Source organism: Paenibacillus sp. J22R3 (assembly GCF_056269305.1).
Window position 1 is genome coordinate 305,075 of the sequence record NZ_JBWDNS010000004.1, and the last position, 22,032, is coordinate 327,106.

The following is a 22,032-nucleotide window of genomic DNA, read 5'->3' on the forward strand; positions in this document are numbered from 1 at the left end:
TAATTTGTTTTATATTGTGATGGATGTTTTAGTTGGTTAAGCAATTCGCCATCGGATCGGGGGAATGGCATCGTTTCATGCAAATTTGAAATGAGATCATGCAAATTTATTATAATGGCTACTCTAAAATTCTAATTGAAACATAAAAGTTGTTTATAACTCGATAAGGAGTACAAATAGATGACGAATCCAACTAAAACCTTTCAGAATCCCATTATGAAGAGCGGAGCGGATCCTTGGATGTATCGGCATTCCGACGGCTTCTACTATTACATGGTGACCCGTGGCAACCGCTTGGAACTGCATCGGTCACGATCCATGAGCGGGATTGCCCAATCGCCTCCGACCACGATATGGCTTCCTCCTACAGAAGGTCCGGGCAGCAGGGAATTATGGGCACCGGAAATTCATTTCATTAATGAGAAGTGGTATGTCTACTTTACGGCGAGCGATGGCAGCGGAGATAACGGACGTAACGTTTATGTTCTGGAGAATGAAAGCGCGAACCCACTGGATGGAGCTTGGACGGAGAAGGGAGCGATCAATGCGGCGCTGCCCGGACTGGACGGAACGATATTAGAACATGACGGCAAGCTGTACTTTATGTATGCCGGTTACGGTCATTTCCCCGAATACGGCTCGGCGATTTACGCGGCTCGGATGGCAAACCCATGGACGTTGACAGGGCCGGAAGTGCTGCTTACGAAACCGGAATTCGAATGGGAGAAGCAAGGCGGAATGGCGATCAATGAAGGACCGTGTTTCCTTGTCCGATACGGCAAGTTGTTCCTCATTTACTCGGCCAGCACGACTTGGTCGGATGATTATTCATTAGGCATGCTTGCAGCGGATGAAAGTAGCGATCTCTTAGACCCGGATTCGTGGACCAAAAGCGACCGACCGGTATTCGTGAAATGTACGGAAAACGGTGTATATGCTCCGGGTCATAACAGCTTTACGCAATCGCCGGACGGCCTTGAGGATTGGATCGTCTATCATGCGATTCCTCAGTCAGAGGGCGGCGCCGGCATGAGGCAGCCTCGGATGCAGAAGTTCAGCTTTACAGCAGCAGGATACCCAGACTTCGGTAAACCGCTGGCCTCGGGCATCGACTATCCTGTTCCGTCTGGAGAGTGCTCGGAGGAAATGGACCATTTACAAACAAACCAACCGGGAGGAAATGTACAACATGATTAAAGGAACTGACATCAGACCTGAATATCCAAGACCGAGTCAGAAGCGCGAGCAATGGCTGAGCTTGAACGGAGAATGGGACTTCGCTTTCGACGACGAGAGAAAGGGCGAAAGCGACAAATGGTATACGAACGCAGCGCCATTTTATCTGAAGATTCAAGTGCCGTTCGCTTACCAAAGCGCGCTTAGCGGTATCGGCGATTCTTCCTTTCACGACGTGGTCTGGTACCGCAAAATGATTCACGTGCCAAGCGAATGGAGCGGACAGCGGATTATCCTTCATTTCGGCGCGGTCGATTATAAGGCAAAGGTTTGGGTGAACGAGCAGCTGGCTGTTACCCACGAAGGCGGCCATACGCCATTCCGGCAGGATATTACCGACCTGTTGAAGGACGGCGGGAACGTTATCACGGTAAGAGCGGAAGATGACAGCTTGGATTTGACGCAGCCAAGGGGCAAGCAGTATTGGGAAGAGCAATCGGCCAGCATTTTCTATACGCGTACGACGGGGATTTGGCAAAGTGTGTGGCTGGAGCCTGTGCATGCCGTACATATCGATAAATTGAAGTTTAAGCCGGATATCGACCGGAACGAAATCGAGATTCGCACCTTTGTGTCGGATGCAGCAGCGCGGCAAGAGGTTTGGGTGGAAGCGGCCGTCAGCTTCGAAGGCGAGACGGTAGCGGAAGAAAGATTCAAAGTGAACGGCAGAGAAGAGTCGAGAACGATTCGCCTTCATGATTTTAACGATCATGGACTGGGACGCTGGTGGTCGCCGGAGAAACCGAACCTGTACGATGTCCGTTTCCGCCTTAGTGTAGACGGCAATGTCGTGGATGAATGCGACAGCTACTTCGGCATGCGTAAAGTATCCATTGAGAACGGCAAATTCAACTTGAACAACCGTCCGTACTTCATGCGTTTGGTGCTCGATCAAGGCTACTTCCCGGATGGTATCCTGACCCCGCCTTCGGAAGAGGCGATCTTGAAGGATATCAAACTGACCCAAGCGATGGGGTTCAATGGCGTGCGCAAGCATCAGAAAACGGAAGATCCCCTGTTCCTCTATCATTGCGACCGCAATGGCCTCCTCGTATGGGGAGAATGCGCGAACGCTTATCAATATTCGGAAACCTACGTCGGTCGTTTTACCCGCGAGTGGCACGAGATTGTGGAGCGAGACTACAACCATCCTTGCATTGTGGCTTGGGTTCCGATTAACGAGAGCTGGGGCGTGCCGAACATTCAAATCGATGTCAGGCAGCAGCAGCATGCACTTGCGATGTATCATTTGGTCAAATCCTTGGATGATACAAGGCCCGTTATCGGCAACGACGGCTGGGAGATGCTTGAGACGGACTTCGTAGCGATTCATGATTACGAGTGGCGCGAAGAAGTGCTGGCCGAGAGATATGTTTCTTCAAACAGCGCAATCGAAGCGATGCCGGCCAATCGCAGAATCTTCGTAGGCGATGCATCGTATAAGGGGCAGCCCATTATGGTCACGGAATTCGGAGGCATTTCGTTCCGCAAAAGCGACTGGGAAGGCTGGGGTTATTCCGGCGCAACTGACGATGAGGATTTCCTTAAGCGGTTGAACGCCGTGTTTCGCCCGCTGCTCTTGTCTCCGGTCGTACAAGCGGTTTGTTATACGCAATTAACGGACGTAGAGCAAGAAATCAACGGACTGCTCACGTACGATCGCGTTCCTAAAGTTCCGCTTGAGGCGATTCGTCGAATCGTGACCGGACAGAGCGCAGGAGAATCGAGATGACGACGAAAATGTATATTCCGAGCTACCCGAGACCTCAATTCGTGCGCGAGCAGTGGGTGGATTTGAACGGGGAATGGCGCTTCGGCTTCGACGACGAGAATCGAGGCGAGGCGGAAGGCTGGCCGCGCAGCTTCGGCGGTGACCGAACCATCGTCGTTCCGTTCTCCTACGAGACTCAAGCGAGCGGCATCGGCGACGAAGCTCACCATCCGAACGTCTGGTACAACCGTTCGTTCGATGTGCCGGCAAGTGGGGAAGGCAAGCGAATATTGCTTCATTTTCAGGCGGTCGATTATACAGCGAAAGTATGGATAAACGGCGAATACGTCGGCCATCACGACGGAGGGTATACGGCATTCTCGTTTGACATTACACGGTACGTCAAGATAGGCGGCGTGAACGAGCTGACCGTGAAGGCTGAGGACAGCATGGACGCGACGCAGCCGCGGGGCAAGCAAAGATGGGTTGCCGACAACTTCGAATGCTTCTATGTGCAGACAACCGGCATCTGGCAATCCGTATGGCTGGAATTCGTCTCGCCGGTGCATGTCGACTCTGTCAAAATAACGCCTGACATTGATGCCCGTTCCGTACGATTCGAGTATCAGGTTAAAGGCGGGGCGTGTGCAGGCGAAGGCTATCGTATCGAGACGCTTGTTACGCTGAAAGGCCGGCAGGTTAAGCAGGTAAGTCTCACGATCGACCGTCCGTGGCTGCAGCTCGACGTTGATCTTGTACACGAAATGAACGGTCCTTGGAAACATTCCCACTGGGCGCCGGAGCATCCGAATTTATATGATGTGGAGTTCGTGCTTTATCAAGGTGACAAAGTGGTCGATCATGTGTACGCCTACTTCGGCATGCGCAAGATTTCGATCGAGAAAGGCAAAGTGCTGCTCAATAACGTACCGATCTACCAGCGGCTCGTACTCGACCAAGGCTACTGGCCGGAAAGCCATCTGACGCCTCCGTCGGAAGCGGCACTCATCAAGGATATCGACAAATTGCTGGAGATGGGCTATAACGGCGTTCGCAAGCATATGAAGGTGGAGGACGCGCGATTCCTATACTGGTGCGACGTGAAAGGCGTGCTCGTCTGGTCGGAAATGGCGGCGACGTTCGAGTTTAACGACAATGCCATCCAGAAGTTTACGACAGAGTGGATGGAGGTCGTTCGGCAGCAGTACAACCATCCGAGCATCATTACTTGGGTTCCTTTTAATGAGTCGTGGGGGGTAATGAACATCCTGCACGACCGGCGGCAGCAGAAGCTGACGGAAGCGATCTACCACCTCACCAAGGCATTCGATCCGAATCGTCCGGTCATTACGAATGACGGATGGGAGCATACCATATCCGATATCTTGACCTTGCACGACTATGTGGAGACCAAAGAAGAGTTTCTGCAGCGTTACGCGAGCAAGGATGAAATCGTTCATAATGAAAAATCGTTCAATCAATGGAAGTACGCATTCGCGAACGGCTACTCGTACACCGGGCAGCCGATTATCGTCAGCGAGTTCGGCGGTATCGCTTTGCGCTCCGATAAAGGCTGGGGCTACGGCAACCAGGTGGAGTCGAAGGAAGCTTACTTGGACCGCTTCCGCGGCATACATGAAGCAATCAAGGCTACCGACTATATCGTGGGGTACTGCTATACCCAAATTACGGACGTTCAGCAGGAAGTGAATGGTTTGCTGACCGAGAATCGGGAGTCGAAGGTACCGCTGGAGAAGTTACGTGAAATCAATTTGGCTTAGGAGCGATGATCATGACCATGGACCGATATAGACCGAGCTATCATTTTACGCCGCCGCATAATTGGATGAATGATCCTAACGGGCCTTTTCAATTAGGCGGAGAATATCATTTGTTCTACCAGCATAATCCTTCGGCTTCGCAGTGGGGCACGATTCACTGGGGACATGCCAAGAGCACGGACTTAGTGAACTGGACGCATTTGCCGGTTGCGCTGGCTCCATCGAACGAGCTTGGTGAATCCCATTGTTACTCGGGCTGTTCGGTCGTTAACGGCGACGAGGTGAAATTGTTCTATACGAGCATCGGCGAGGGCGAACGGAATGCGACAAGCGGTGCGCAGCAATGGACAGCCGGCGCCGGAGCGGGAGATTTGCTCACTTGGCGTAAGCCTGGGGACGCCAACCCCGCGTTGACCTCCGAATTACATGGGGAAACGCACATCACGGAGTGGAGAGATCCTTACGTGTGGAAACAGCAGGACGGCTGGCGGATGCTGCTTGGAGGCATAGAGGGCGAGAAAGGCTGCGGCATGATCTACAGCTCCGACGATTTGGAGAATTGGAGCTACAAGGGGATCTTCTATAAAGGCGAGGAATGGATATGGGAATGTCCGCATCTGTTCCGTTTCGACGATGATAAGGCTGTCTTGTTCTACTCCCCGAGCGGGCCGGTTCGCTATGTTTCCGGGACGATTCGCGAAGATAGGCTGACGGATGTTAGGAAGCACGGCACGGTCGACGGCGGAGGCTGGGAAGGGTACTATGCTTCCACCGGGTTTGTGGATGAGAACGGCCGCCGCATTATGCTGGGCTGGGCTCCGGAAGGAAGAGGAGACAACTTCCCGGTAAGCTTGGATTGGGCTGGGACGCTGGCGCTGCCGCGAGTCATCGAGCTGAAGCCGAACGGCGCGCTCGCGATGGCTCCTGTTCCGGAGCTGGAGAAGCTGAGAGGCGATAGCCGGAGCTTCGCCAAGCTGAACATCGGACAAACGCCAAAGGATATGGGCTTTCGTTCGACGGCTTTCGAAATTGTGGTGGATGTGGATAGACGGACATTGGAAGACGGGGATTTGGTTGTCACTTTGTTTGCCTCTTCATGCGGCCGCGAGCGGACGGATGTACGCCTCGATTTGGCAGCGAATACGGTTGTCATCGACCGCTTGCAATCGAGCTTATTCCCGAACGTAAATAAGTCGTCGATTGAGGCTAAGCTGCCTGCGGCGGATGGTGCTGAGACGCTGAGGCTGCGTATTTTCGCGGATCAATCGATCGTCGAAGTATTCGCGGATGATGAAACCTGCCTGACGGCAAGGGTTTACCCTTCCTTGGAGGACAGTAACGGCATCGAGCTGCGTTCGAGCGGCGGCTTGGCTGTCTGTGATGTGAAGGTCTGGGAGATGAAGGCGGCGGAACTCCAATGACGACAAGTAGTGCAGTGAAGGTTACGAAGCGATATCTGAACATTGCGATTCACAACGATGCTCCGCTCAGCGTCATCACATTGATTCAGGGCGGAGTCGTAACGAAGCGATTGGAATTGAAACTTGCTACGCATAAGGTTCAATCGTGGTTCACATGGGATGCGAACGCGTATAAAGGCTGTGACTTGGAAGTGAAATCCGGAAACGACGAAGTGCTCCGCGTGGAGCACTTCGTTTTTCAAAGCGAGCAGTCGGCGGAAGAACGGCACTTATATGGAGAGAAGATTCGTCCCCAGTTCCATTACACAGCTAGGAAGGGCTGGATCGGGGAACCGGTCGACTTCTACCTTGAACAAGGCCAGTGGCACGTACGGTATGAACATAAATTATATGAAAATAGCGAAGTTGCGTTATCGGGGTATGCGGTGAGTAAGGATCTTATCCACTGGCATGAAGCGGAAGTGGACTATGATACGCTGATGGCAGCTAACGACGAGGAAAGACAAACGCTGCCGACTCGTTTAGTGGAATTGCCAGTCAATGGTGATGTAACACAAATGAAATGGCTGTATCTTCATGAGGACAACATGTATTCGGTCGGCACTATGGTGGAAGAGCGTTTCGTGGCTGAGAGCGAGCCCGCAGCCTTGCGGTATGGAAACCACTCCAATGGGCTGGTATATCAGGCTGAGGATGGCCGTTGTATCTTAGTTGGTTTCAGCCGGGGATTGCAGTATCCGGAGATGCCGTTTCATCAACAGATGCTTATTCCTGCCGAGTTGAAATTACTGCAGACCGAGCAAGGAGTAATGGTTCAAGCTGAGCCGGTTGCAGAGCTGCAGAACCTGCGGGTCTGGCAGAGAACGTGGTCGGACATCGCGTTGCAGGAGGGGTCAAGCTTCTCAGAGAGCTTGCATTTTCGCATAGCTCCGGCGGATTGGCCGGATGTTCGCATTTTGCCGCCTGAGAATAAGCCCGACGATATTACCGCCGATGCACTGGATGTTGACTTGGAAGTCGACTTGGATACGGATGCTGTGCTGGAGATTAGGCTATACGGGATCCGGATTTTATTAGATACTGGGAAGAAAACGATTGCATGTCAGGGCATCGTTGCTCCTTTAGCGCAAACAGCAGGAAAGATGAAGCTGCGACTGCTGCTGGATCGAGCATCGTTGGACATATTCGCATGCGATGGCGCAGTAGGGATGACGGTTGCCGCGGAACCAAACTATTCGGAGCGAAGGATTCAGTTGTCGTGCCCTAGCGGCGAAAGTGCAACGGTGAATGCGTTGGCGGTGTATGGACTTCGGAGCATTTGGCCGAGTCCGGATGAAAGGCGGCTCATTCAAGAGGCGGTTAAGGACAACACGGTTGTCTATCAATCGGATAGCTATACGGTATATAGCAATCGAGTAGAGGACTCGGTCTATGGAGAGCCGCCTGCCTACGTGCCCGACCGCAATACAATCGTATCGCCTACCCGCGCTATCGAAGAATTCGTTTGGCGCAAGAATTGGGCGAACGATATGAACCGTGTCATTGATCGCGGCAATGTCTGGCATCCGAAACCGGAGATTTCAAGGCTACCCATAATCTTAACGAGGTACGCAACGATCGATGCCGCTTACCGCCTCGCAGCCGATATTTTCTACCGATGCGGCTCCGCCGAGTTTGCCCGCAAGGGCGAGGAAGGCATGTGGACCGCAGGACAATTCCAAGGTCCGGGAGATGGCTTCGGTGTGTGGGTGCGTGATACCGCGCACATCGCGATGCGCTCGGGGAGCATCCTTGATCCTGAAGGTGCCAGAGAATCGCTGCTCTTTACGACGAAGGGCGGATTAGACAACGGCGTAGACGGTATGGCAATGCCTATCGTCGGAATATGGGATTATTATTTGGCAACGGGCGATCTGACGCTCATTAAAGAATCCTGGCAAGGCCTGAAGGAGCGGATTACCAAGCTTGATGGATTGTTTGATTCAGAGCGCGGGTTAATTCCTGCCGATCAAGCGACCTCCAATGATGCTTTTCCGGAGCCGGAATGTGCCGGATTCAGCCTTGCGACGGAGATCTATTTCATGGAGGCTTTCCGCGCAATGTCACGAATGGGAGCCCATGTGGGAGAGCCGGAGAGCACGCTTCAAGCATGGGCTGACAGAGGTGAGCTTCTCCTTCGCAATATTCAAAGCCAATATTGGAACGAGGAAGCGGGCTTCTACACGAGCGGCCCTGTCGGCAGTGAGAGCTATGAGCAGGGGTATTGGGAGTCTGCCGGACAAGAAATCGCGATGTGGCCGAGATACGGCGTAGCCAGCGAGGAGCAAAGGCGATCCATGCTGAGCCGGCTTCCTGAAGTGGCGATGAATGAATTCGGCGTCAACGTATTCCCGTATCGCCCGGAAACGAACCATTTCTGCAATGCGGCTTGGGTAGTCTGGACGAGCGGCATGGCGGCTGCGGCGGGACGAGAAGGCAGATTGGATCTGCTTACGACTTTTATCGCGCAGCAGGTGCGCAATAGTGTAATGAATAAGACCTTCTATGAAGTGATCGATTATCAAACGGGCAAGGCTTGGCGTTGGCCGGGTCAGCTCTGGCATGCAGCCGGCTTTATCTCTTATTTCCTCCTTGGCGTCTTGGGCTTGGAGTATGACGAGCAAGGCGCTACCTTCACGCCGGCCGTGCCTGAGATGCTGCGCGATCTGAAGGTGGAGAATCTTCGCTATCGCAAGGCCGTGTTCGATATTGTCGTGCATGGCTGGGGAACGAATTTCGCGATGCATTGCGATGGACAAGCAATCAAGCAAATTCCAGCCGATCTAACAGGCAAACATTATCTTGAATTTTGGGCGACTACCTAATCGCAGCTCACTCGCTGTTAAGGAGGACGGAATGGAATGAAGACTATCATGAACAATTTACTGCTGCTATTTTCCGTTCGCCGTACGATTCAAGCCCAAATTTTCGTTTCGTTCCTGGTTCTATCCATGCTTACCTTATCCGGCGTCACCTGGATCTGGTATGCAAGTACGGCAGAGACGATCAAACGCAACGCGATTCAGGATGCTCGAAGCAACATCGTCCAGTCGCATAACAATCTTGAGATTGTCCTCAAAGATTTCGTCAGCATCATTACGCTGGTGTCAATCGATCGTACCAATGTGGTGGAGGTGCTTAATCGGAAGAAAGGGCTGAGCCCTTATATCGATTTCCTGCTGCAGAAGAAACTAGAGGATTTCGTCGGAAGCTTGTACTCGTACAAACCTTATATTTCAGCCGTTACGATCGTTGGATTCAACGGAGAGCAGTATTATTCGGGAAGCCCGTATCGTTACATTTCATATACGGATAAGCCTTGGTTCCGCGAAATCATGAAGGCGAATGGAAAACCAGTTTTCCTGAAAATCGATCGCGACGACTATACGCCAAGCGGCACGACGCTCAAGCCCATGCTGGTCATTGGCCGGGCAATCAAATCCAACGACAAGACGATTGGTGTCGCTCTCTTATATGCCCCTTACGATATCATTCGCAAGGTGTACGATAACGGACCGTTATCGACGACTAGATTTATCGTCATGGATAAGCACAATCAGACCTTATTCGAATCGCGTGCCGGGGACAAGCCTCCCGAATTTCAGGACGTCCTAGAGAAGGACGGACAATTGTACGTCAAACAAAACTCCACATTCTCGGGCTGGACCACGATCGGCGCTGTTTCGGTCGATTCCCTCATTCACGATACGGTCACGCTTCGCAACCGCATGTTCGGGGTCATTGGGCTGACACTGGTTGCCGTGCTGGTCGTGTCCATCGTTATTTCGCGGCGCATCACTAATAATTTGCGTCGTCTGCGCGATCGGATGTTCAAGATCGACGAGGGGAATCTCAACTACGTGACCCCGCTGCAATCGAAGGATGAGGTCGGCCATTTGAGCCAAGCCTTCAGCCAGCAGATGGGTCAAATCCACAGTCTGCTGGAGGAAGTCAAGCGGCGGGAGCAGCAGAAGCGGAAGGCCGAGATGAAGGCGCTGCAAGCGCAGATCGATCCGCATTTTCTCTACAACACGCTCAATACCATCCAGTTCTTGGCGCAGCTGCAGCAAGTTCCGAACATTAAGGAAGTGACGACTTCTCTGATCGAACTGCTTCGGGACATTACGAAGAACGACAGCGAGTTTACGACGTTGCAGGATGAAATCACCAACTTGCAAAGGTATGTAAACATTCAGAGTTACCGGTTGGTCCATCCGGTTAACGTTCATTATGAAGTCGAAGATGCAGCGCAGCATTGCCTCATTCCAAGGATGCTGATCCAGCCGCTGTTAGAAAATGCGCTCATACATGGGGTAGAGCCTGCCAATCGCAAAGGTATCGTCAGCATTAAGATACAAGCTGACGAGAATCGGCTCACCATCGTTGTAACGGATAATGGGGCAGGCATAGCTGAGGATAAATTGGCTCGTTTGGACAGTTTATTGCAGGAGCCGCTCGATTCCGCTCATGACAACGCGAACGAAGCTTCGAAGAACCGATTCTCCGGCTTAGGCGTGATCAACGTCGCCCAGAGAATCCGGCTGCTCTTCGGAAACGAATACAGTCTGAAGCTGTATAGTCAGCAGGGACTCTTCACGACGGTGGAAATGACTTTACCTATATTGCTGGACAATAGGGAGGATGCCTCATGATACAGGTTCTGCTGGTTGAAGACGAATTGATTGCTCGTACACACATCCGTTCAATGGCTGTTTGGGAAGGGCACGGTTACCGGTTATGCGGTGAAGCGACGAATGGGGAGGCCGCGATCCGAATGATCGGCGAGCTCGAGCCGGATGTGATTCTATCCGATGTAGCGATGCCGTTAATGGATGGTGTCGCTCTATCTAATTATTTGGTAGAGCAGAATCTAGGCATTCCGATCATTATGCTCAGCAGCTACGACAGTTACGATTACGTGCGTATGACGCTCAACAACGGTGCAGTTGACTATCTGCTGAAGCATAGACTGGACGAAGCTTCCTTGCTGAGTGTGCTGGAGAAAGCCAAACATGAAAGGCTTCATGAACAGAAAACCGTCGGCGCCGAGAACCTCAAGTCTTCCGGAATGATTGATCTGCAGGCCAAGCAACAGATTGTCAAAGATTTGGCATTGGGGCACATGAGCGATATGCAGGAATCCGAGGCCAATGCGCGTATGAACGAAGCGGGCTTCAGCACGAGAAACTTGGTAGTGGGCGCGATATCGATTGTCCATTATCATATGATGGATTGGCGGCAGCAGGATAAGGATCGCAATTTGTTCATTCGATCGGTGCTTGAATTATGCCAAAGCCAGTCGGAAGGAATCGTCACGCATATCGGCGAAGATCAATTCGCTTTGCTGTTCAGCTTCGAGCGGATACGAAGCGAATCGCAGATTGCTTCTCTCCTCCAAGAAGAGAAAGAGAAGCTGAGGGGAATGTTCTCCAAGTTCATGAATGTCCAAATGAAGATTGAATTCAGTCGGTGCGGCCTGCGGTTATCCGATATAGCGGACGGTTATCGACAGGCCAAAGGCAAGCTGCAGTCCATGAATGATGCCGTGCTCGGGCAGGATCATCACTCGCCCGCAGCCGGTCTCAGCATCAAGATGGAGAAGCTGCTTCTTGGCGCGTTCGATCAGAAGGACGAGTTCGATATGGTCGCGTTAATTGAACGGATCTTCACAGAGCTTGCGCAACAAGGCGCTTCCCATGAATCGGTTCGGTTAACGCTTGTCGAGATGGTGCAGCTTGCGACCAAAGTGGGACAGAAGCATGGCATAGCTTCTCAGACACTCGACCGGCTGACCGTGCCGATGCAGACAGGCTTGCGGGATACCGCCGGACCATTAGGATTGAAGGACCAAATCATCCAGATGTACAGCGAGCTCGTCGAGACGCTCCGTACCCAGGAGCAGTCTGCTTTCAGCGGTTACGTAGGGAAGGCAGTGCGCTTCATCGACTCGCGATTCCGGGACAACATCTCGCTGCAGCTTACCGCGGAACACGTCGGCATCAACACCTCCTATCTGAGTCATTTGTTTAAGAAGGAAACCGGCATGTCTTTCGTGGAGTTCTTGAACCGCAAGCGGATTTCCCGCGCGCAGCAGCTTCTTGAGGAAGGCGTTTCGGTCAAAGCGATCTACGAGCAGGTTGGGTTTAATACGTACAATTATTTCTTCAAAGTGTTCAAAGATATGACCGGCACGACTCCGCTTGATTACGAGAAGAGGTCTTCTGAGCAGAGCGGATAGGAGCCCGGGAAGATCGCTGTAAGCCCTTTCAAAGATATTGGAGTTTGATTCAAAAATATTGAAATTTTCAGCGGTGTTATGGGTGATACAATCGATTTGTAAGGGTTTTCAACACTTCAAATTGCACTCATAAACGGGGAGGTACACAGATGAAAAAGACAAAGGTTACCGCTACACTACTCTCGATGACAATGGTCGGCGCCATGCTTGCCGGCTGCGGCAGCAACAATGAAGGCGCTGCTTCTAACGCGAACGAAAGTGCTGACAGCACGAACAATGAAAGCAGCACGAACACTTCGAGCGCGCCTACAGAAAAAACAAAAATATCATTTTGGAAATGGATTCCGACGGAAGGTCAGATGCCGGAACTGGAAGCAGCATTCGAGAAAGAAAACCCGGACATCGACTTGGAAGTTACGCATGTCGGCGAATCCGGCGCTTATTTCCAGAAGCTCTCCGCAGGCCTCGCAGGCGGAGAAGGTCCGGACGTCATTGCCATGCAAGTCGGCGCCAACGCCAATCAATATAAAGAGTTTCTTGAACCGCTGGCACCTTATGCAGAGCAGGAGTGGGGCGGCGATTGGAAAAGCAATTTCCTAGATGTCGCACTGGAGCAGGCGGCTTACTCCGGCGATGATTTCCGCGTATTGCCGGGCGGTATGACGGCAACTCCGGTCATCATGTATAACGCAACGATGTTCCAGAAGCACGGATTGCAAGTTCCGAAGACGCTGGATGAGTTGAATAACGTGATCAAGGTGCTCAAAGAGAAAGAGCCGGGTAACATCGCCGGTGTCGGTATCGGCGCTAAAGACGGTTGGACGGACCGCGACGTTTTCATGGGAATCGTGAATGAAATCGCACCGGGTAAAGTCTATGAAGCGCAAGAAGGCAAGCTTGCTTGGACGGATCCGGGCATCGTAGAGGCGCTCAAAGTGTGGGGCGACCTGTTCAAGAACGGTGTGTTCTCCGAAGGATCGATGGGGCAGTCCCCGTATCCGAACGTAAACGATAACTTCACCAAAGGTAAGCTCGGTTTGTTCTCCATCGGTACATGGCACTTGAGCGGTTTGACGAAGGTTGCTCATGACCAAATGGTGAAAGACGGCGTCATTACCGAAGATACACACTGGGGTATGTTCCCGTTCCCTCCACTTGCGGGCGGCGAACAGAACATGGTAGCTACAGTTGACATCGCTTGGGGTATGAACGCAGAATCCAAGCACAAAGACGCTGTATGGAAGTTTATTAAGTTCATGTCTGCGGGAGAAGGTCAGAAGCTGTGGACAAACACGCTGCAAGTGCTTCCTTCCCAGAAAGGCGTAGAAGTAACAGCCGAAATGGCGGGCGATACGGAGAAGGAGTCACTGAAAACCGTTTCCGAGTTCATGTCCAGTCACATCAGCGGAGCACGTGAATTGAAATATCCTGAGCTTCAGAATGGCCTCTTCGATGCCCTGCAAGCGGTCGCGCTTGGCGGCAAGACACCGGAGAAAGCGGCTGAAGACTTAGAAGCGATATCCAAAACCGTACAACGCTAATAAGCGATTGATGGAAAAAGAGGAGGATGCCTCCTCTTTTTTCATCCATAGTTCAAGAGTGGGCAGTAGGAGGTAGGAGGAGGTCACCATGATTTCAAAGAGAAAATACGATTATGACGCGTATCTGTATTTGATTCCGGCCGTACTGTTCATCGGCGTATTTATCTATTACGGCGCGTACTTCAACATCTATCACAGCTTCTTTAAATGGAACGGCATATCGAAGAATATGACGTTTATCGGCTTCGACAACTATGTCACGCTGATGAAAGACCCTAAATTTCTCAAAGCGGTGACCAATACGCTTACCTACATGGTCGTCACGGTAATTGTGCAAGCGATCATCGGTTTGTTCGTATCCGTTGTCAATGATTCGTTATTTTTCGGCAAGCGATTATTTAAATCGTTATTCTTCCTGCCGAACATTATGAGCCTCGTCGTTGTGGCGCTTATCTTCACCGAGCTATACAGCTTCAATACCGGTGCGGTTAATGAAGCGCTTAGAGCCATTGGATTGGACAACCTTGTTCGGGATTGGACCGGCGATCCTAAATTAGCTTTGTACGCCGTTATGTTCACGAACATTTTCACTTATATGGGCTTCAGTATGATTATCTATTTCACGGCTATTACCCAATTCAATCAGGAAGTCATCGAATCGGCGAAGATTGACGGCGCCGGATTCCTGCAATTGTTCACGCGTATGATCTTTCCGATGTTGAAGAGCACGCATTCCTTGCTGATCATTCTTGGCATTATCGGATCGCTCAAGACGTTCGACCTCGTCTGGCTGATTACCGGTGGAGGGCCGGCTCGCTCCAGTGAGGTGGTGTCGTCTTACCTGTACCGCAGCTACGTTCTCGAATATAAGGGCGGCTACAGCGCGGCGATCTCGAACCTGATCATGATCATAGCCCTTATACTGACTTGGGTTCAAAGCCAAATTCAGAAGAGATGGGATGTTTAAGAGGGGAGCTCTACGATGATATTCGATAGAAAAGATCTATTTGGCCGTACGGTTGTGCAAGTTGTCATTGTCATTATGGGCATTCTCTGGCTCTACCCGCTCGTTCGAATGGTGTTGAAATCATTTGAGGGCGGCTTCGTTAACAACTATTCGGCGGTGTTCCTGGATGCAGGTGTGTATCGCTACTTCTGGAACAGCATTGTCGTGGCGGCAATGGATATCGCGCTTACGATTACCTGCGTGACGCTTGCGGCGTATGCGTTCTCGCGTCTGCGGTTTCCGCTGCGGACTCCTTTGTTTCTCATCCTTATCGTCGGGATGATGATTCCCGGCGCAGGGTTTATCATCCCTTGGTTTCTGACGATCAAGCAACTGGGGCTGGTGGATAACCCGCTCAGTCTTGTCGGACCGCATGTCGCTGGTGGCATTCCGTTTGGCCTCATGCTGATTCGCACCTTCTTCGATGGCATTCCGAAGGAAATCAACGAAGCGGCGACGATCGACGGAGCCAGCAAGCATACGATATTCCGGAGCATTTATTTGCCACTGGGCATGCCGGCCATCGCGACCGTTACGATCTACACGTTCCTCGGATCGTGGAACGATTACTTGCTTCCATTGATCTTCCTGCAGGACCCGGCTTCGATGACAGTGACGCTGCTCCCGCAGAAATTCGTCGTATTCGCAGGCTCAAACTATGGCAAAATCTCTGCTGCGCTCATGGCGATCAGTATCCCGATTTTCCTCGTTTATTTCTTCTGCCAGCGGTTCCTGGAGAAGGGTCTTACTGCCGGCAGCGTGAAGTAATTTTAAGCAACCCGATTGGATAAAAGAAGGCCATACCCTTGAACCCATGAGTATGGCCTTTAAGTATGCGCGGGCGAACTCGTTCAGTCCGGACAATGCATCTGGATGCCGTCGGATTGGAATGGCGAGCTCTCCGTTAAGCTGTTCAGCGACACCGTCTCTTCGTTGTCCGGTTGATTGAGCGGATAAATCCGCGCTGTGTTGTTGTCGGTGTCGACATGTTGAATATAGATCGGAACTCCGTTGCACGTAACCTCGACCATGGTGGAGGATTCGGCGATTTCTTGTGCGCGCTGCGCGTTCATACGGTGCGGCCCCCTTGGCTGTAAATGTCTGTTACATTGTTCGCGAAGGGCAGGCGGACTATTCAGCTTTTGGCATCTTTGGCAAAATAATGCGTGACATACTCCCTAAACGAGTGCGCCGCCTGCGATTGATAACGCTTCTCCAGCCAAGCAAGCTGGATGGTCCGGCGGCAGTTGGGATCATTGATTGGCAGCAGAACGAGCGGTGAAGCTTCTTCTTTCTTGCAGGCGGATAGGAGCGCGATCCCAAGGCCGGCACCGACGAAGCTCCGCAGCGCTGAGGGTTCGTCCACTTCGCATACGATGTTAGGCTTCATGCCGCGTGAGCTGAAGAACTGATCCATCATGCCGCGCAGACGAGTACCCTCTTTCATGCCTATGAAGGGCTCGTCTGCGATCTCGCTGAGGTTGATCAACGTATGGCTCGCAAGTCGGTGATGAGGAGGGACCGCGATGAAGATCTCTTCACGCAGCAGCGGAACATTGCCGATGCCCGGCTTGTCGATGGGGGGTGTCGTGTAGCAGAAATCGATCTCCCCGGCCTCGATCAACGGAGCTGCCTCCTCCGCCGACACCTGAGAGATACGCAAATTAATCTCCGGATGTTCCTCCATATAGGCGCGAATCATCTCAGAGAAACGAGCCAAGGTCGTTGTCGCGATATGAAGATGTCCCCGCTCCGTACCGTTCATATCATGGATTTCACGCCTTCCTTCCTCCAGGGCATGCAGGGCAATATCGACTTTGGCCAGAAAAGCTTGCCCGTAGCTGTTCAGCCGAATTTGCCGGCCTTGACGGTGGAAGAGCGGGACACCGAGGTCCTCCTCTAACCGGGCAATGCTTTGACTAAGCGCAGGCTGCGCGATGTGCAGCTCTTGCGCGGCTCTCGTCATATGTTGGAGTCTGGCGACTTTTTGAAAATAGTGCAGCTGCAGCAGTTCCATGCTTATTTTGCTCCAATCACTCATAATGTTGATGTTATGAAGACATAATTTAATATGTATTATACATTATTAACGTCAGTGGATAAACTGAGGAAAGAAGCACAGCGTATAGAGTTGAAATTGTTGCGATATAGCGTGTTTGTGAGAGGGGTTTTGAAGAATGAGTAATGGATTTAGCGATCAAACGATAAAGGCGATACGCGTTCACCAATATGGCGGTTCTGAAGAACTGCAGCTCGAAGAAATTCCACGTCCGCAGCCGAGTGAGGGAGAAGTGCTTGTGCGTGTCCATGCCGCAGGCGTGCTGCCGATTGAATGGAAAGTTAGAGAAGGGATGTTTAAGAAGTTCAAGCCCTTTACTTTTCCTTATATACCGGGATCTTCACTCGCGGGAATTGTGGAGGAAGTGGGTCCGGGAGTGACCGCGTTTATGAAAGGACAGGCTGTTTTCGGAAGAACCACGTTTGGGTCCTATATGGAATATGCCCTTGCGTCAGCGGATTTCCTGGTGCCGAAACCAGTTGAACTTACCTTCGATGAGGCTGCTACAATCTCCGGTGGTGCTACGACCGCCTGGTCAGCGCTGTTTGAGGTCGGTGGACTTGAAGCGGGAGAGCGGGTGCTGATTCACGGTGCGGCCGGTGGTGTCGGTTTGTTCGCGGTGCAGTTAGCCAAATGGAGAGGCGCCGAAGTGATCGCCACCTGTGGAACGGACAATGTCGACTATGCAGCCTCGCTCGGCGCAGACGTTGTCGTGGATTACAAGCAGGCGCGTTTCGAGGATGCGGCGGCTGATGTAGATTTGGTGCTGGATACGGTCGGCGGCGAGACGCAGAACCGGTCTTTCGAGGTGCTCAAGCCGGGCGGCCGGCTGATCTCGCTGGTGAGTCAGCCATCGGCTGAGCGCGCGCAGGAACGCGGCGTTAAAGCGATGTTCTCGAACAAGCTGCCCGCGGCGGATGCGCTGAGTAAGATTGCGGCGCTGATGGCTGACGGCCTCGTGAAGACGCATGTCGGCGCGCACTTTCCGCTAGCGGAGGCTGCCAAGGCGCAAGACCTAAGCCAGTCCGGCCATGGCCGGGGGCGAATTGTTCTGCATCTCGCGGATTAAGCCGCTGCAAAGCCTCTCATACAGACACAATGACCGCCTCTTCGGGGCGGTCATTGTGCGTTTCTTCGCAAGTATAAACCGACCAACCTCGGCCCTTTCCGACCCCTTCGCTGTGGTCTTGGAATTCTAACGAATCGTACAGGCACTCAGAAATGGCGCTGCCCCGAGGCAGCGCTAATAGGTATCGGCGCTGAGAGTTCCGTTTCCGCACTATCTGCATCCATCGCGGGGGAACGGGAGCAGTTTGTTTGCTGAGTGGGGACGGGAGCGACGCGCTCTGTTACATATAGATATAAACCTTCTTGTTCACCGCATCCCACGAAACTTTGGCGCCGAGCAGTTCGGCTGTAGAACGAATGCCGATGTACGTTCTGTCGTCGAACAGTTTATAGTTCGTGACCGGCTGCCCATTCACATAAGGGGTTGAAGTGGCAGAGTCCCAGTAGACCGGAACGCCCAGCGATTCGCCGAGCTGGCGCAAGGGCACGTAGGTGCTGCCATCGACAATCCGGCCATAAGCGGCTAATCTATCGTTCACGACGATTTTGATCGTATCTTCCGGACTTTGCGGCTGAGGCTGGCCCGGATTGGCATATTGGTTGTAGAATGCCTGCTCCATCGCATTCATGTCCACGACATTGCCGCCGATACCATCGACACTCCCGTTATCGGAATATTGGAATACGGCCCACTCGCTCCATGTCGGGTTACCCATCGGTTGATCTACGCCGTAGTGAGCGACCCACAGCGGCCATTGACCGAGCGGTTGAGTTAGATTGGTTTTGGCGAAGCTTGCCCCTGTGTAGAGCATCGTCGGATGCCCCGTAAGCCGTTCGACTTCGGTCAGCCAATCGACGCACCATTGTGTCAGCTTGGATACGGACACTTGACCCGCATCTCCCTCCACATCGAGCACATGAGGAAAGTCTGATTTGAACCCTTTGATTGTATTGGCAAAATGAGCCGCCTCCGACTTCGCGTCATTCGATTCCGGATGCACGTAGTGGTAGAATCCGGTCTTGATGCCGGCTGCAGCAGCAGCGTTTGCATTCGTCGCGAATTTATCATCCTTGAACGAGGTACCCTCTGACGCCTTTATGAAAGCCGCGAGCACGCCGGCCGCTCGCACCTTTTTCCAATCGATAACGCCTTGATGGTGCGAGACATCAATGGCTTTAATATTGCTTGGGCTCTTTGCTTGCATCACTTCAGCTCCATTCTAGTAGATGTCGTCGTACTAGCTTATGAGAATTAGAGGCTGAATGCACCCGTACAGCCGCCTAAATATGGAAAAACATCCCCAGCTCGCCTCAGCCTAAGGATGTCCTATGATTTCAATATCGCTGCTATCCCCGCAGGAACAACGCCCCGATCGCAAGCGCTCCAATGATGCCCCATACCGCATTCAGGTTCAAGTAATACACCATGATGAAGAATGCAACCGCGAGCAGGAAGGGGATGAAGGTGATCACACCCGGTGTCGTCTTCATGGCATACTTGGCAAAATCATACGCCAGCATCGCCATCATCACGAAGATGACAGGCTGGATGCCGCGAATCATGCCTTTGATGATGGTGTTATTTTGCAGCTTCGACATGACGCCCACGAGCACGATCATCAGCAAAGCCGTTGGCATTACTACGGCAGTGAGGGCAACCGCAGCGCCTGCCCAACCGGCTACTTTGAAGCCAATATAGGCTGCAAGCTTCGTCGCGATCGGACCCGGCAGCGAGTTGCCGAAAGCAAGCGCATGACCGAAATCCTCTGTCGTCATCCACTTCATACGGCTCACAACCTCATTCTCGTACAGCGGGATAATGGACGGTCCGCCTCCATAGCCCAGCATTGTCGCTCTGCCGAACGAAATAAACAATCTCCACAGCTCACTCCACATGGCTGATCCGTCCTTTCTTCTCATAGCTGAATGCTGCATGTCCGATCTTTGGATCGTACACGCAAGCCAATCAGCATCGTTGGACTAATTATAAACATCATGCGTGCTGGGATACAATGTTATATTGCGCTGTACGGATATTCGAGCAAATTGGTAAGATGGAGGGGACAACGTTACGGACAATAAGGAATAAGGAGGTCCAACCCCCACTATGCCCTATCCCATCGAAAATAAATTCGTGATCGCCGTTGCTTCCAGCGCCTTATTCGACCTCGAAGAATCGGATCGTGTCTTCCGCGAACGCGGAGAGGACGAGTATCGCAAGTTCCAACGCGAGAACGAGAATCATATCTTGGCGACAGGCGTCGCCTTCCCGCTGATCTCAAGATTGCTTCGCATCCATGCTTCGGGCGAGGAACAACTCGTGGAAGTGGTGCTGCTCTCGCGCAATGATCCCGATACGGGACTTCGCGTGTTCAAGTCGATTGAACATTACAAGTTGCCGATCAGCCGAGCCGTCTTCGTAGCAGGCAGCAATCCGTTCCTGTACTTGGACGCCTTCAATGCGTCGCTCTTCCTCTCCGGAAACCCGGAGGACGTGAAGGAAGCCGTCGAGCACGGCTACCCTGCAGGCTGCATCTATCCGACCGATTACGTGGATGATGATGAAGACGAGGAGCTGCGCATCGCCTTTGACTTTGACGGCATCATCGCCGACGACTCGGCGGAGACCATATTTCAACGGGGCGGCGCACTGCATTCGTTTCACGATCATGAGCGGAGCAAGGCAGGAGAGCCGCTGCCGGGCGGACCGCTGTTCCGTTTCTTCGGCGAAATTGCCAAGCTGCAGAAGCGAGAAAGCGAGAAGAAGCTGCTTGATCCGGCCTATAAGCCGAAGATCCGTGTCGCCATTGCGACCGCTCGCAATGCACCTGCGCATGAACGGGTCATCACGACGCTGCGGGAGCAGGATATTCGCGTCGATGAGGCCTTTTTTCTGGGCGGCATCGATAAAGGTCGGGTGCTTGGCATCTTTAAGCCTCATATCTTCTTTGACGATCAGGTGGGTCATATCGAAGGCGTCGCGCGCAGCGTACCTTCTGTGCATGTGCCCTTTGGCATCACGAATACAATGAAACGATAAGGAGTTCATCATACAATGCGCAATATGGAGGAAGTTCTCGGCAAACTGGTGGCGTGGACACAGAAAAACAGCATGATTCGGGCCGTTATCATGACGAGCTCGCGTGCAAACCCAAATGCCCCGGTCGATTTGCTGTCGGACTATGATATCGAGCTTATGGTGACGGACATGACTCCGTTTCGCGGGAGTGATGCGTGGATTACGCAGTTCGGCGGAATTATGACGGAGTACCGGGAAGATCATGAACGCTCGATTACGCGGCTGGTTCTGTTCGAGGATGGCGTACGGATCGATTTTCAAGTATACCTTGTCGCTCACTTAGAGGAATTGATGAGAATGCCTCTGCTGCCGGAGGAGCTCGATATCGGGTACCGTGTGCTGCTGGACAAAGACGGCGTGACAGCGAGCTTGAAACAGCCGCAACATACCGGTTATATCACCGATAAGCCCTCTCGCGAAGACTATCATTCGCGGGTGACAGCCTTTTGGTGGGATATCACGTACGTGGCGAAGAGCTTATGGCGAGACGAGTTATTTTACGCCAAATACATGCTGGACAGTGTTATTCGAGTCGAAATGTTCATGCCGATGATCGAATGGCATATCGGGGTTAACCGGGATTGGATTGTGAATCCGGGCAAGAATGGACGTTGGTTCAAGCGTTACTTGGACGAGCAGACGTGGTATGAGCTGGAACAAACCTATGCTGGCGCAAGCGCTGAAGACAATTGGCGGGCACTCTTCGCGATGACGGATTTGTTCCGTAAGCTGGCAGTCGAGCTCGGCGAGAAGCTGGGCTACGATTACCCTCATGCACGTGACCGCAGGGTCATCGCGTATATGGAGAAGATACAGCAGCTTGAGCCGGATGCGCAGCAGTTCTAAGCCAACA

At 52.4% G+C, this 22,032-nt stretch carries 17 protein-coding genes; 13 read left to right on the forward strand and 4 right to left on the reverse strand.

Annotation, left to right across the window (positions count from 1 at the left end; genetic code table 11):
- Window positions 1-180 precede the first annotated feature (180 nt).
- The 10 genes from AC0YN4_RS20115 to AC0YN4_RS20160 all read left to right on the forward strand — a co-directional run bounded on the left by AC0YN4_RS20115 (window position 181) and on the right by AC0YN4_RS20160 (window position 15,741).
- Window positions 181-1,197 carry a glycoside hydrolase family 43 protein gene (locus AC0YN4_RS20115; protein WP_475836593.1) on the forward strand — a complete coding sequence of 339 codons (1,017 nt, stop codon included), beginning with the start codon at window positions 181-183 and terminating at the stop codon, window positions 1,195-1,197.
- Window positions 1,190-2,968 carry a glycoside hydrolase family 2 protein gene (locus AC0YN4_RS20120; RefSeq protein ID WP_475836594.1) on the forward strand — a complete coding sequence of 593 codons (1,779 nt, stop codon included), beginning with the start codon at window positions 1,190-1,192 and terminating at the stop codon, window positions 2,966-2,968. Before AC0YN4_RS20115 ends, AC0YN4_RS20120 begins: the two co-directional genes overlap by 8 nt.
- Window positions 2,965-4,728 carry a glycoside hydrolase family 2 protein gene (locus AC0YN4_RS20125; RefSeq protein WP_475836595.1) on the forward strand — a complete coding sequence of 588 codons (1,764 nt, stop codon included), beginning with the start codon at window positions 2,965-2,967 and terminating at the stop codon, window positions 4,726-4,728. The genes AC0YN4_RS20120 and AC0YN4_RS20125 overlap by 4 nt, the downstream gene beginning before the upstream one ends.
- An 11-nt stretch (window positions 4,729-4,739) precedes the next feature.
- Entirely contained in the window at window positions 4,740-6,149 is a 1,410-nt protein-coding gene (locus AC0YN4_RS20130) for a glycoside hydrolase family 32 protein (protein WP_475836596.1), read from the forward strand.
- The gene (locus AC0YN4_RS20135; RefSeq protein ID WP_475836597.1) at window positions 6,146-9,013 is read left to right on the forward strand and encodes a hypothetical protein; all 2,868 of its coding nucleotides are present in this window, start codon (window positions 6,146-6,148) and stop codon (window positions 9,011-9,013) included. The genes AC0YN4_RS20130 and AC0YN4_RS20135 overlap by 4 nt, the downstream gene beginning before the upstream one ends.
- Before the next feature lie 36 nt (window positions 9,014-9,049).
- Complete coding sequence (locus tag AC0YN4_RS20140; RefSeq protein ID WP_475836598.1) at window positions 9,050-10,840, forward strand: sensor histidine kinase; 1,791 nt, start codon at window positions 9,050-9,052, stop codon at window positions 10,838-10,840.
- Window positions 10,837-12,426, forward strand: coding sequence for a response regulator transcription factor (locus tag AC0YN4_RS20145; protein WP_475836599.1), 1,590 nt, complete (start codon window positions 10,837-10,839; stop codon window positions 12,424-12,426). The genes AC0YN4_RS20140 and AC0YN4_RS20145 overlap by 4 nt, the downstream gene beginning before the upstream one ends.
- A gap of 149 nt (window positions 12,427-12,575) precedes the next feature.
- Window positions 12,576-13,967, forward strand: coding sequence for an ABC transporter substrate-binding protein (locus tag AC0YN4_RS20150; protein WP_475783569.1), 1,392 nt, complete (start codon window positions 12,576-12,578; stop codon window positions 13,965-13,967).
- 88 nt (window positions 13,968-14,055) lie between these two features.
- Window positions 14,056-14,934 carry a carbohydrate ABC transporter permease gene (locus AC0YN4_RS20155; protein WP_090984288.1) on the forward strand — a complete coding sequence of 293 codons (879 nt, stop codon included), beginning with the start codon at window positions 14,056-14,058 and terminating at the stop codon, window positions 14,932-14,934.
- Between the two features lie 15 nt (window positions 14,935-14,949).
- Window positions 14,950-15,741 carry a carbohydrate ABC transporter permease gene (locus AC0YN4_RS20160; protein ID WP_090984287.1) on the forward strand — a complete coding sequence of 264 codons (792 nt, stop codon included), beginning with the start codon at window positions 14,950-14,952 and terminating at the stop codon, window positions 15,739-15,741.
- Window positions 15,742-15,824: 83 nt separating this feature from the next.
- On the opposite strand, the gene AC0YN4_RS20165 is transcribed toward AC0YN4_RS20160, so the two are convergent.
- Both AC0YN4_RS20165 and AC0YN4_RS20170 read right to left on the reverse strand, forming a co-directional pair.
- Window positions 15,825-16,046, reverse strand: coding sequence for an H-type small acid-soluble spore protein (locus AC0YN4_RS20165; protein ID WP_475783570.1), 222 nt, complete (start codon window positions 16,044-16,046; stop codon window positions 15,825-15,827).
- A 62-nt stretch (window positions 16,047-16,108) separates the two neighbouring features.
- On the reverse strand, window positions 16,109-16,990 hold the full coding sequence (locus AC0YN4_RS20170; protein WP_475783571.1) for a LysR family transcriptional regulator: 882 nt from the start codon (window positions 16,988-16,990) through the stop codon (window positions 16,109-16,111).
- 160 nt (window positions 16,991-17,150) lie between these two features.
- Here AC0YN4_RS20170 and AC0YN4_RS20175 point away from each other — a divergent pair, with 160 nt between their 5' ends.
- Window positions 17,151-18,101: an NADP-dependent oxidoreductase gene (locus tag AC0YN4_RS20175; protein WP_475836600.1), complete on the forward strand. Its 951-nt coding sequence runs from the start codon at window positions 17,151-17,153 to the stop codon at window positions 18,099-18,101.
- A 280-nt stretch (window positions 18,102-18,381) separates the two neighbouring features.
- On the opposite strand, the gene AC0YN4_RS20180 is transcribed toward AC0YN4_RS20175, so the two are convergent.
- Window positions 18,382-19,305: a GH25 family lysozyme gene (locus AC0YN4_RS20180; protein ID WP_475836601.1), complete on the reverse strand. Its 924-nt coding sequence runs from the start codon at window positions 19,303-19,305 to the stop codon at window positions 18,382-18,384.
- Window positions 19,306-19,447: 142 nt separating this feature from the next.
- Window positions 19,448-20,020, reverse strand: a complete 573-nt coding sequence (locus AC0YN4_RS20185) for a chromate transporter (protein ID WP_475783574.1) — start codon at window positions 20,018-20,020, stop codon at window positions 19,448-19,450.
- A 187-nt stretch (window positions 20,021-20,207) separates the two neighbouring features.
- Here AC0YN4_RS20185 and AC0YN4_RS20190 point away from each other — a divergent pair, with 187 nt between their 5' ends.
- Window positions 20,208-21,140, forward strand: coding sequence for a 5'-nucleotidase (locus tag AC0YN4_RS20190; RefSeq protein WP_475783575.1), 933 nt, complete (start codon window positions 20,208-20,210; stop codon window positions 21,138-21,140).
- A 15-nt stretch (window positions 21,141-21,155) separates the two neighbouring features.
- Window positions 21,156-22,025, forward strand: coding sequence for an aminoglycoside 6-adenylyltransferase (locus AC0YN4_RS20195; protein ID WP_475836602.1), 870 nt, complete (start codon window positions 21,156-21,158; stop codon window positions 22,023-22,025).
- Window positions 22,026-22,032: the final 7 nt, after the last annotated feature.

Coding starts and splice junctions, on each gene's coding strand:
- AC0YN4_RS20115 (WP_475836593.1), top strand. CDS start 181: ATGACGAATCCAACTAAAACCTTTCAGAATCCCATTATGAAGAGCGGA.
- AC0YN4_RS20120 (WP_475836594.1), top strand. CDS start 1,190: ATGATTAAAGGAACTGACATCAGACCTGAATATCCAAGACCGAGTCAG.
- AC0YN4_RS20125 (WP_475836595.1), top strand. CDS start 2,965: ATGACGACGAAAATGTATATTCCGAGCTACCCGAGACCTCAATTCGTG.
- AC0YN4_RS20130 (WP_475836596.1), top strand. CDS start 4,740: ATGACCATGGACCGATATAGACCGAGCTATCATTTTACGCCGCCGCAT.
- AC0YN4_RS20135 (WP_475836597.1), top strand. CDS start 6,146: ATGACGACAAGTAGTGCAGTGAAGGTTACGAAGCGATATCTGAACATT.
- AC0YN4_RS20140 (WP_475836598.1), top strand. CDS start 9,050: ATGAAGACTATCATGAACAATTTACTGCTGCTATTTTCCGTTCGCCGT.
- AC0YN4_RS20145 (WP_475836599.1), top strand. CDS start 10,837: ATGATACAGGTTCTGCTGGTTGAAGACGAATTGATTGCTCGTACACAC.
- AC0YN4_RS20150 (WP_475783569.1), top strand. CDS start 12,576: ATGAAAAAGACAAAGGTTACCGCTACACTACTCTCGATGACAATGGTC.
- AC0YN4_RS20155 (WP_090984288.1), top strand. CDS start 14,056: ATGATTTCAAAGAGAAAATACGATTATGACGCGTATCTGTATTTGATT.
- AC0YN4_RS20160 (WP_090984287.1), top strand. CDS start 14,950: ATGATATTCGATAGAAAAGATCTATTTGGCCGTACGGTTGTGCAAGTT.
- AC0YN4_RS20165 (WP_475783570.1), bottom strand. CDS start 16,046: ATGAACGCGCAGCGCGCACAAGAAATCGCCGAATCCTCCACCATGGTC.
- AC0YN4_RS20170 (WP_475783571.1), bottom strand. CDS start 16,990: ATGGAACTGCTGCAGCTGCACTATTTTCAAAAAGTCGCCAGACTCCAA.
- AC0YN4_RS20175 (WP_475836600.1), top strand. CDS start 17,151: ATGAGTAATGGATTTAGCGATCAAACGATAAAGGCGATACGCGTTCAC.
- AC0YN4_RS20180 (WP_475836601.1), bottom strand. CDS start 19,305: ATGCAAGCAAAGAGCCCAAGCAATATTAAAGCCATTGATGTCTCGCAC.
- AC0YN4_RS20185 (WP_475783574.1), bottom strand. CDS start 20,020: ATGAGAAGAAAGGACGGATCAGCCATGTGGAGTGAGCTGTGGAGATTG.
- AC0YN4_RS20190 (WP_475783575.1), top strand. CDS start 20,208: ATGCCCTATCCCATCGAAAATAAATTCGTGATCGCCGTTGCTTCCAGC.
- AC0YN4_RS20195 (WP_475836602.1), top strand. CDS start 21,156: ATGCGCAATATGGAGGAAGTTCTCGGCAAACTGGTGGCGTGGACACAG.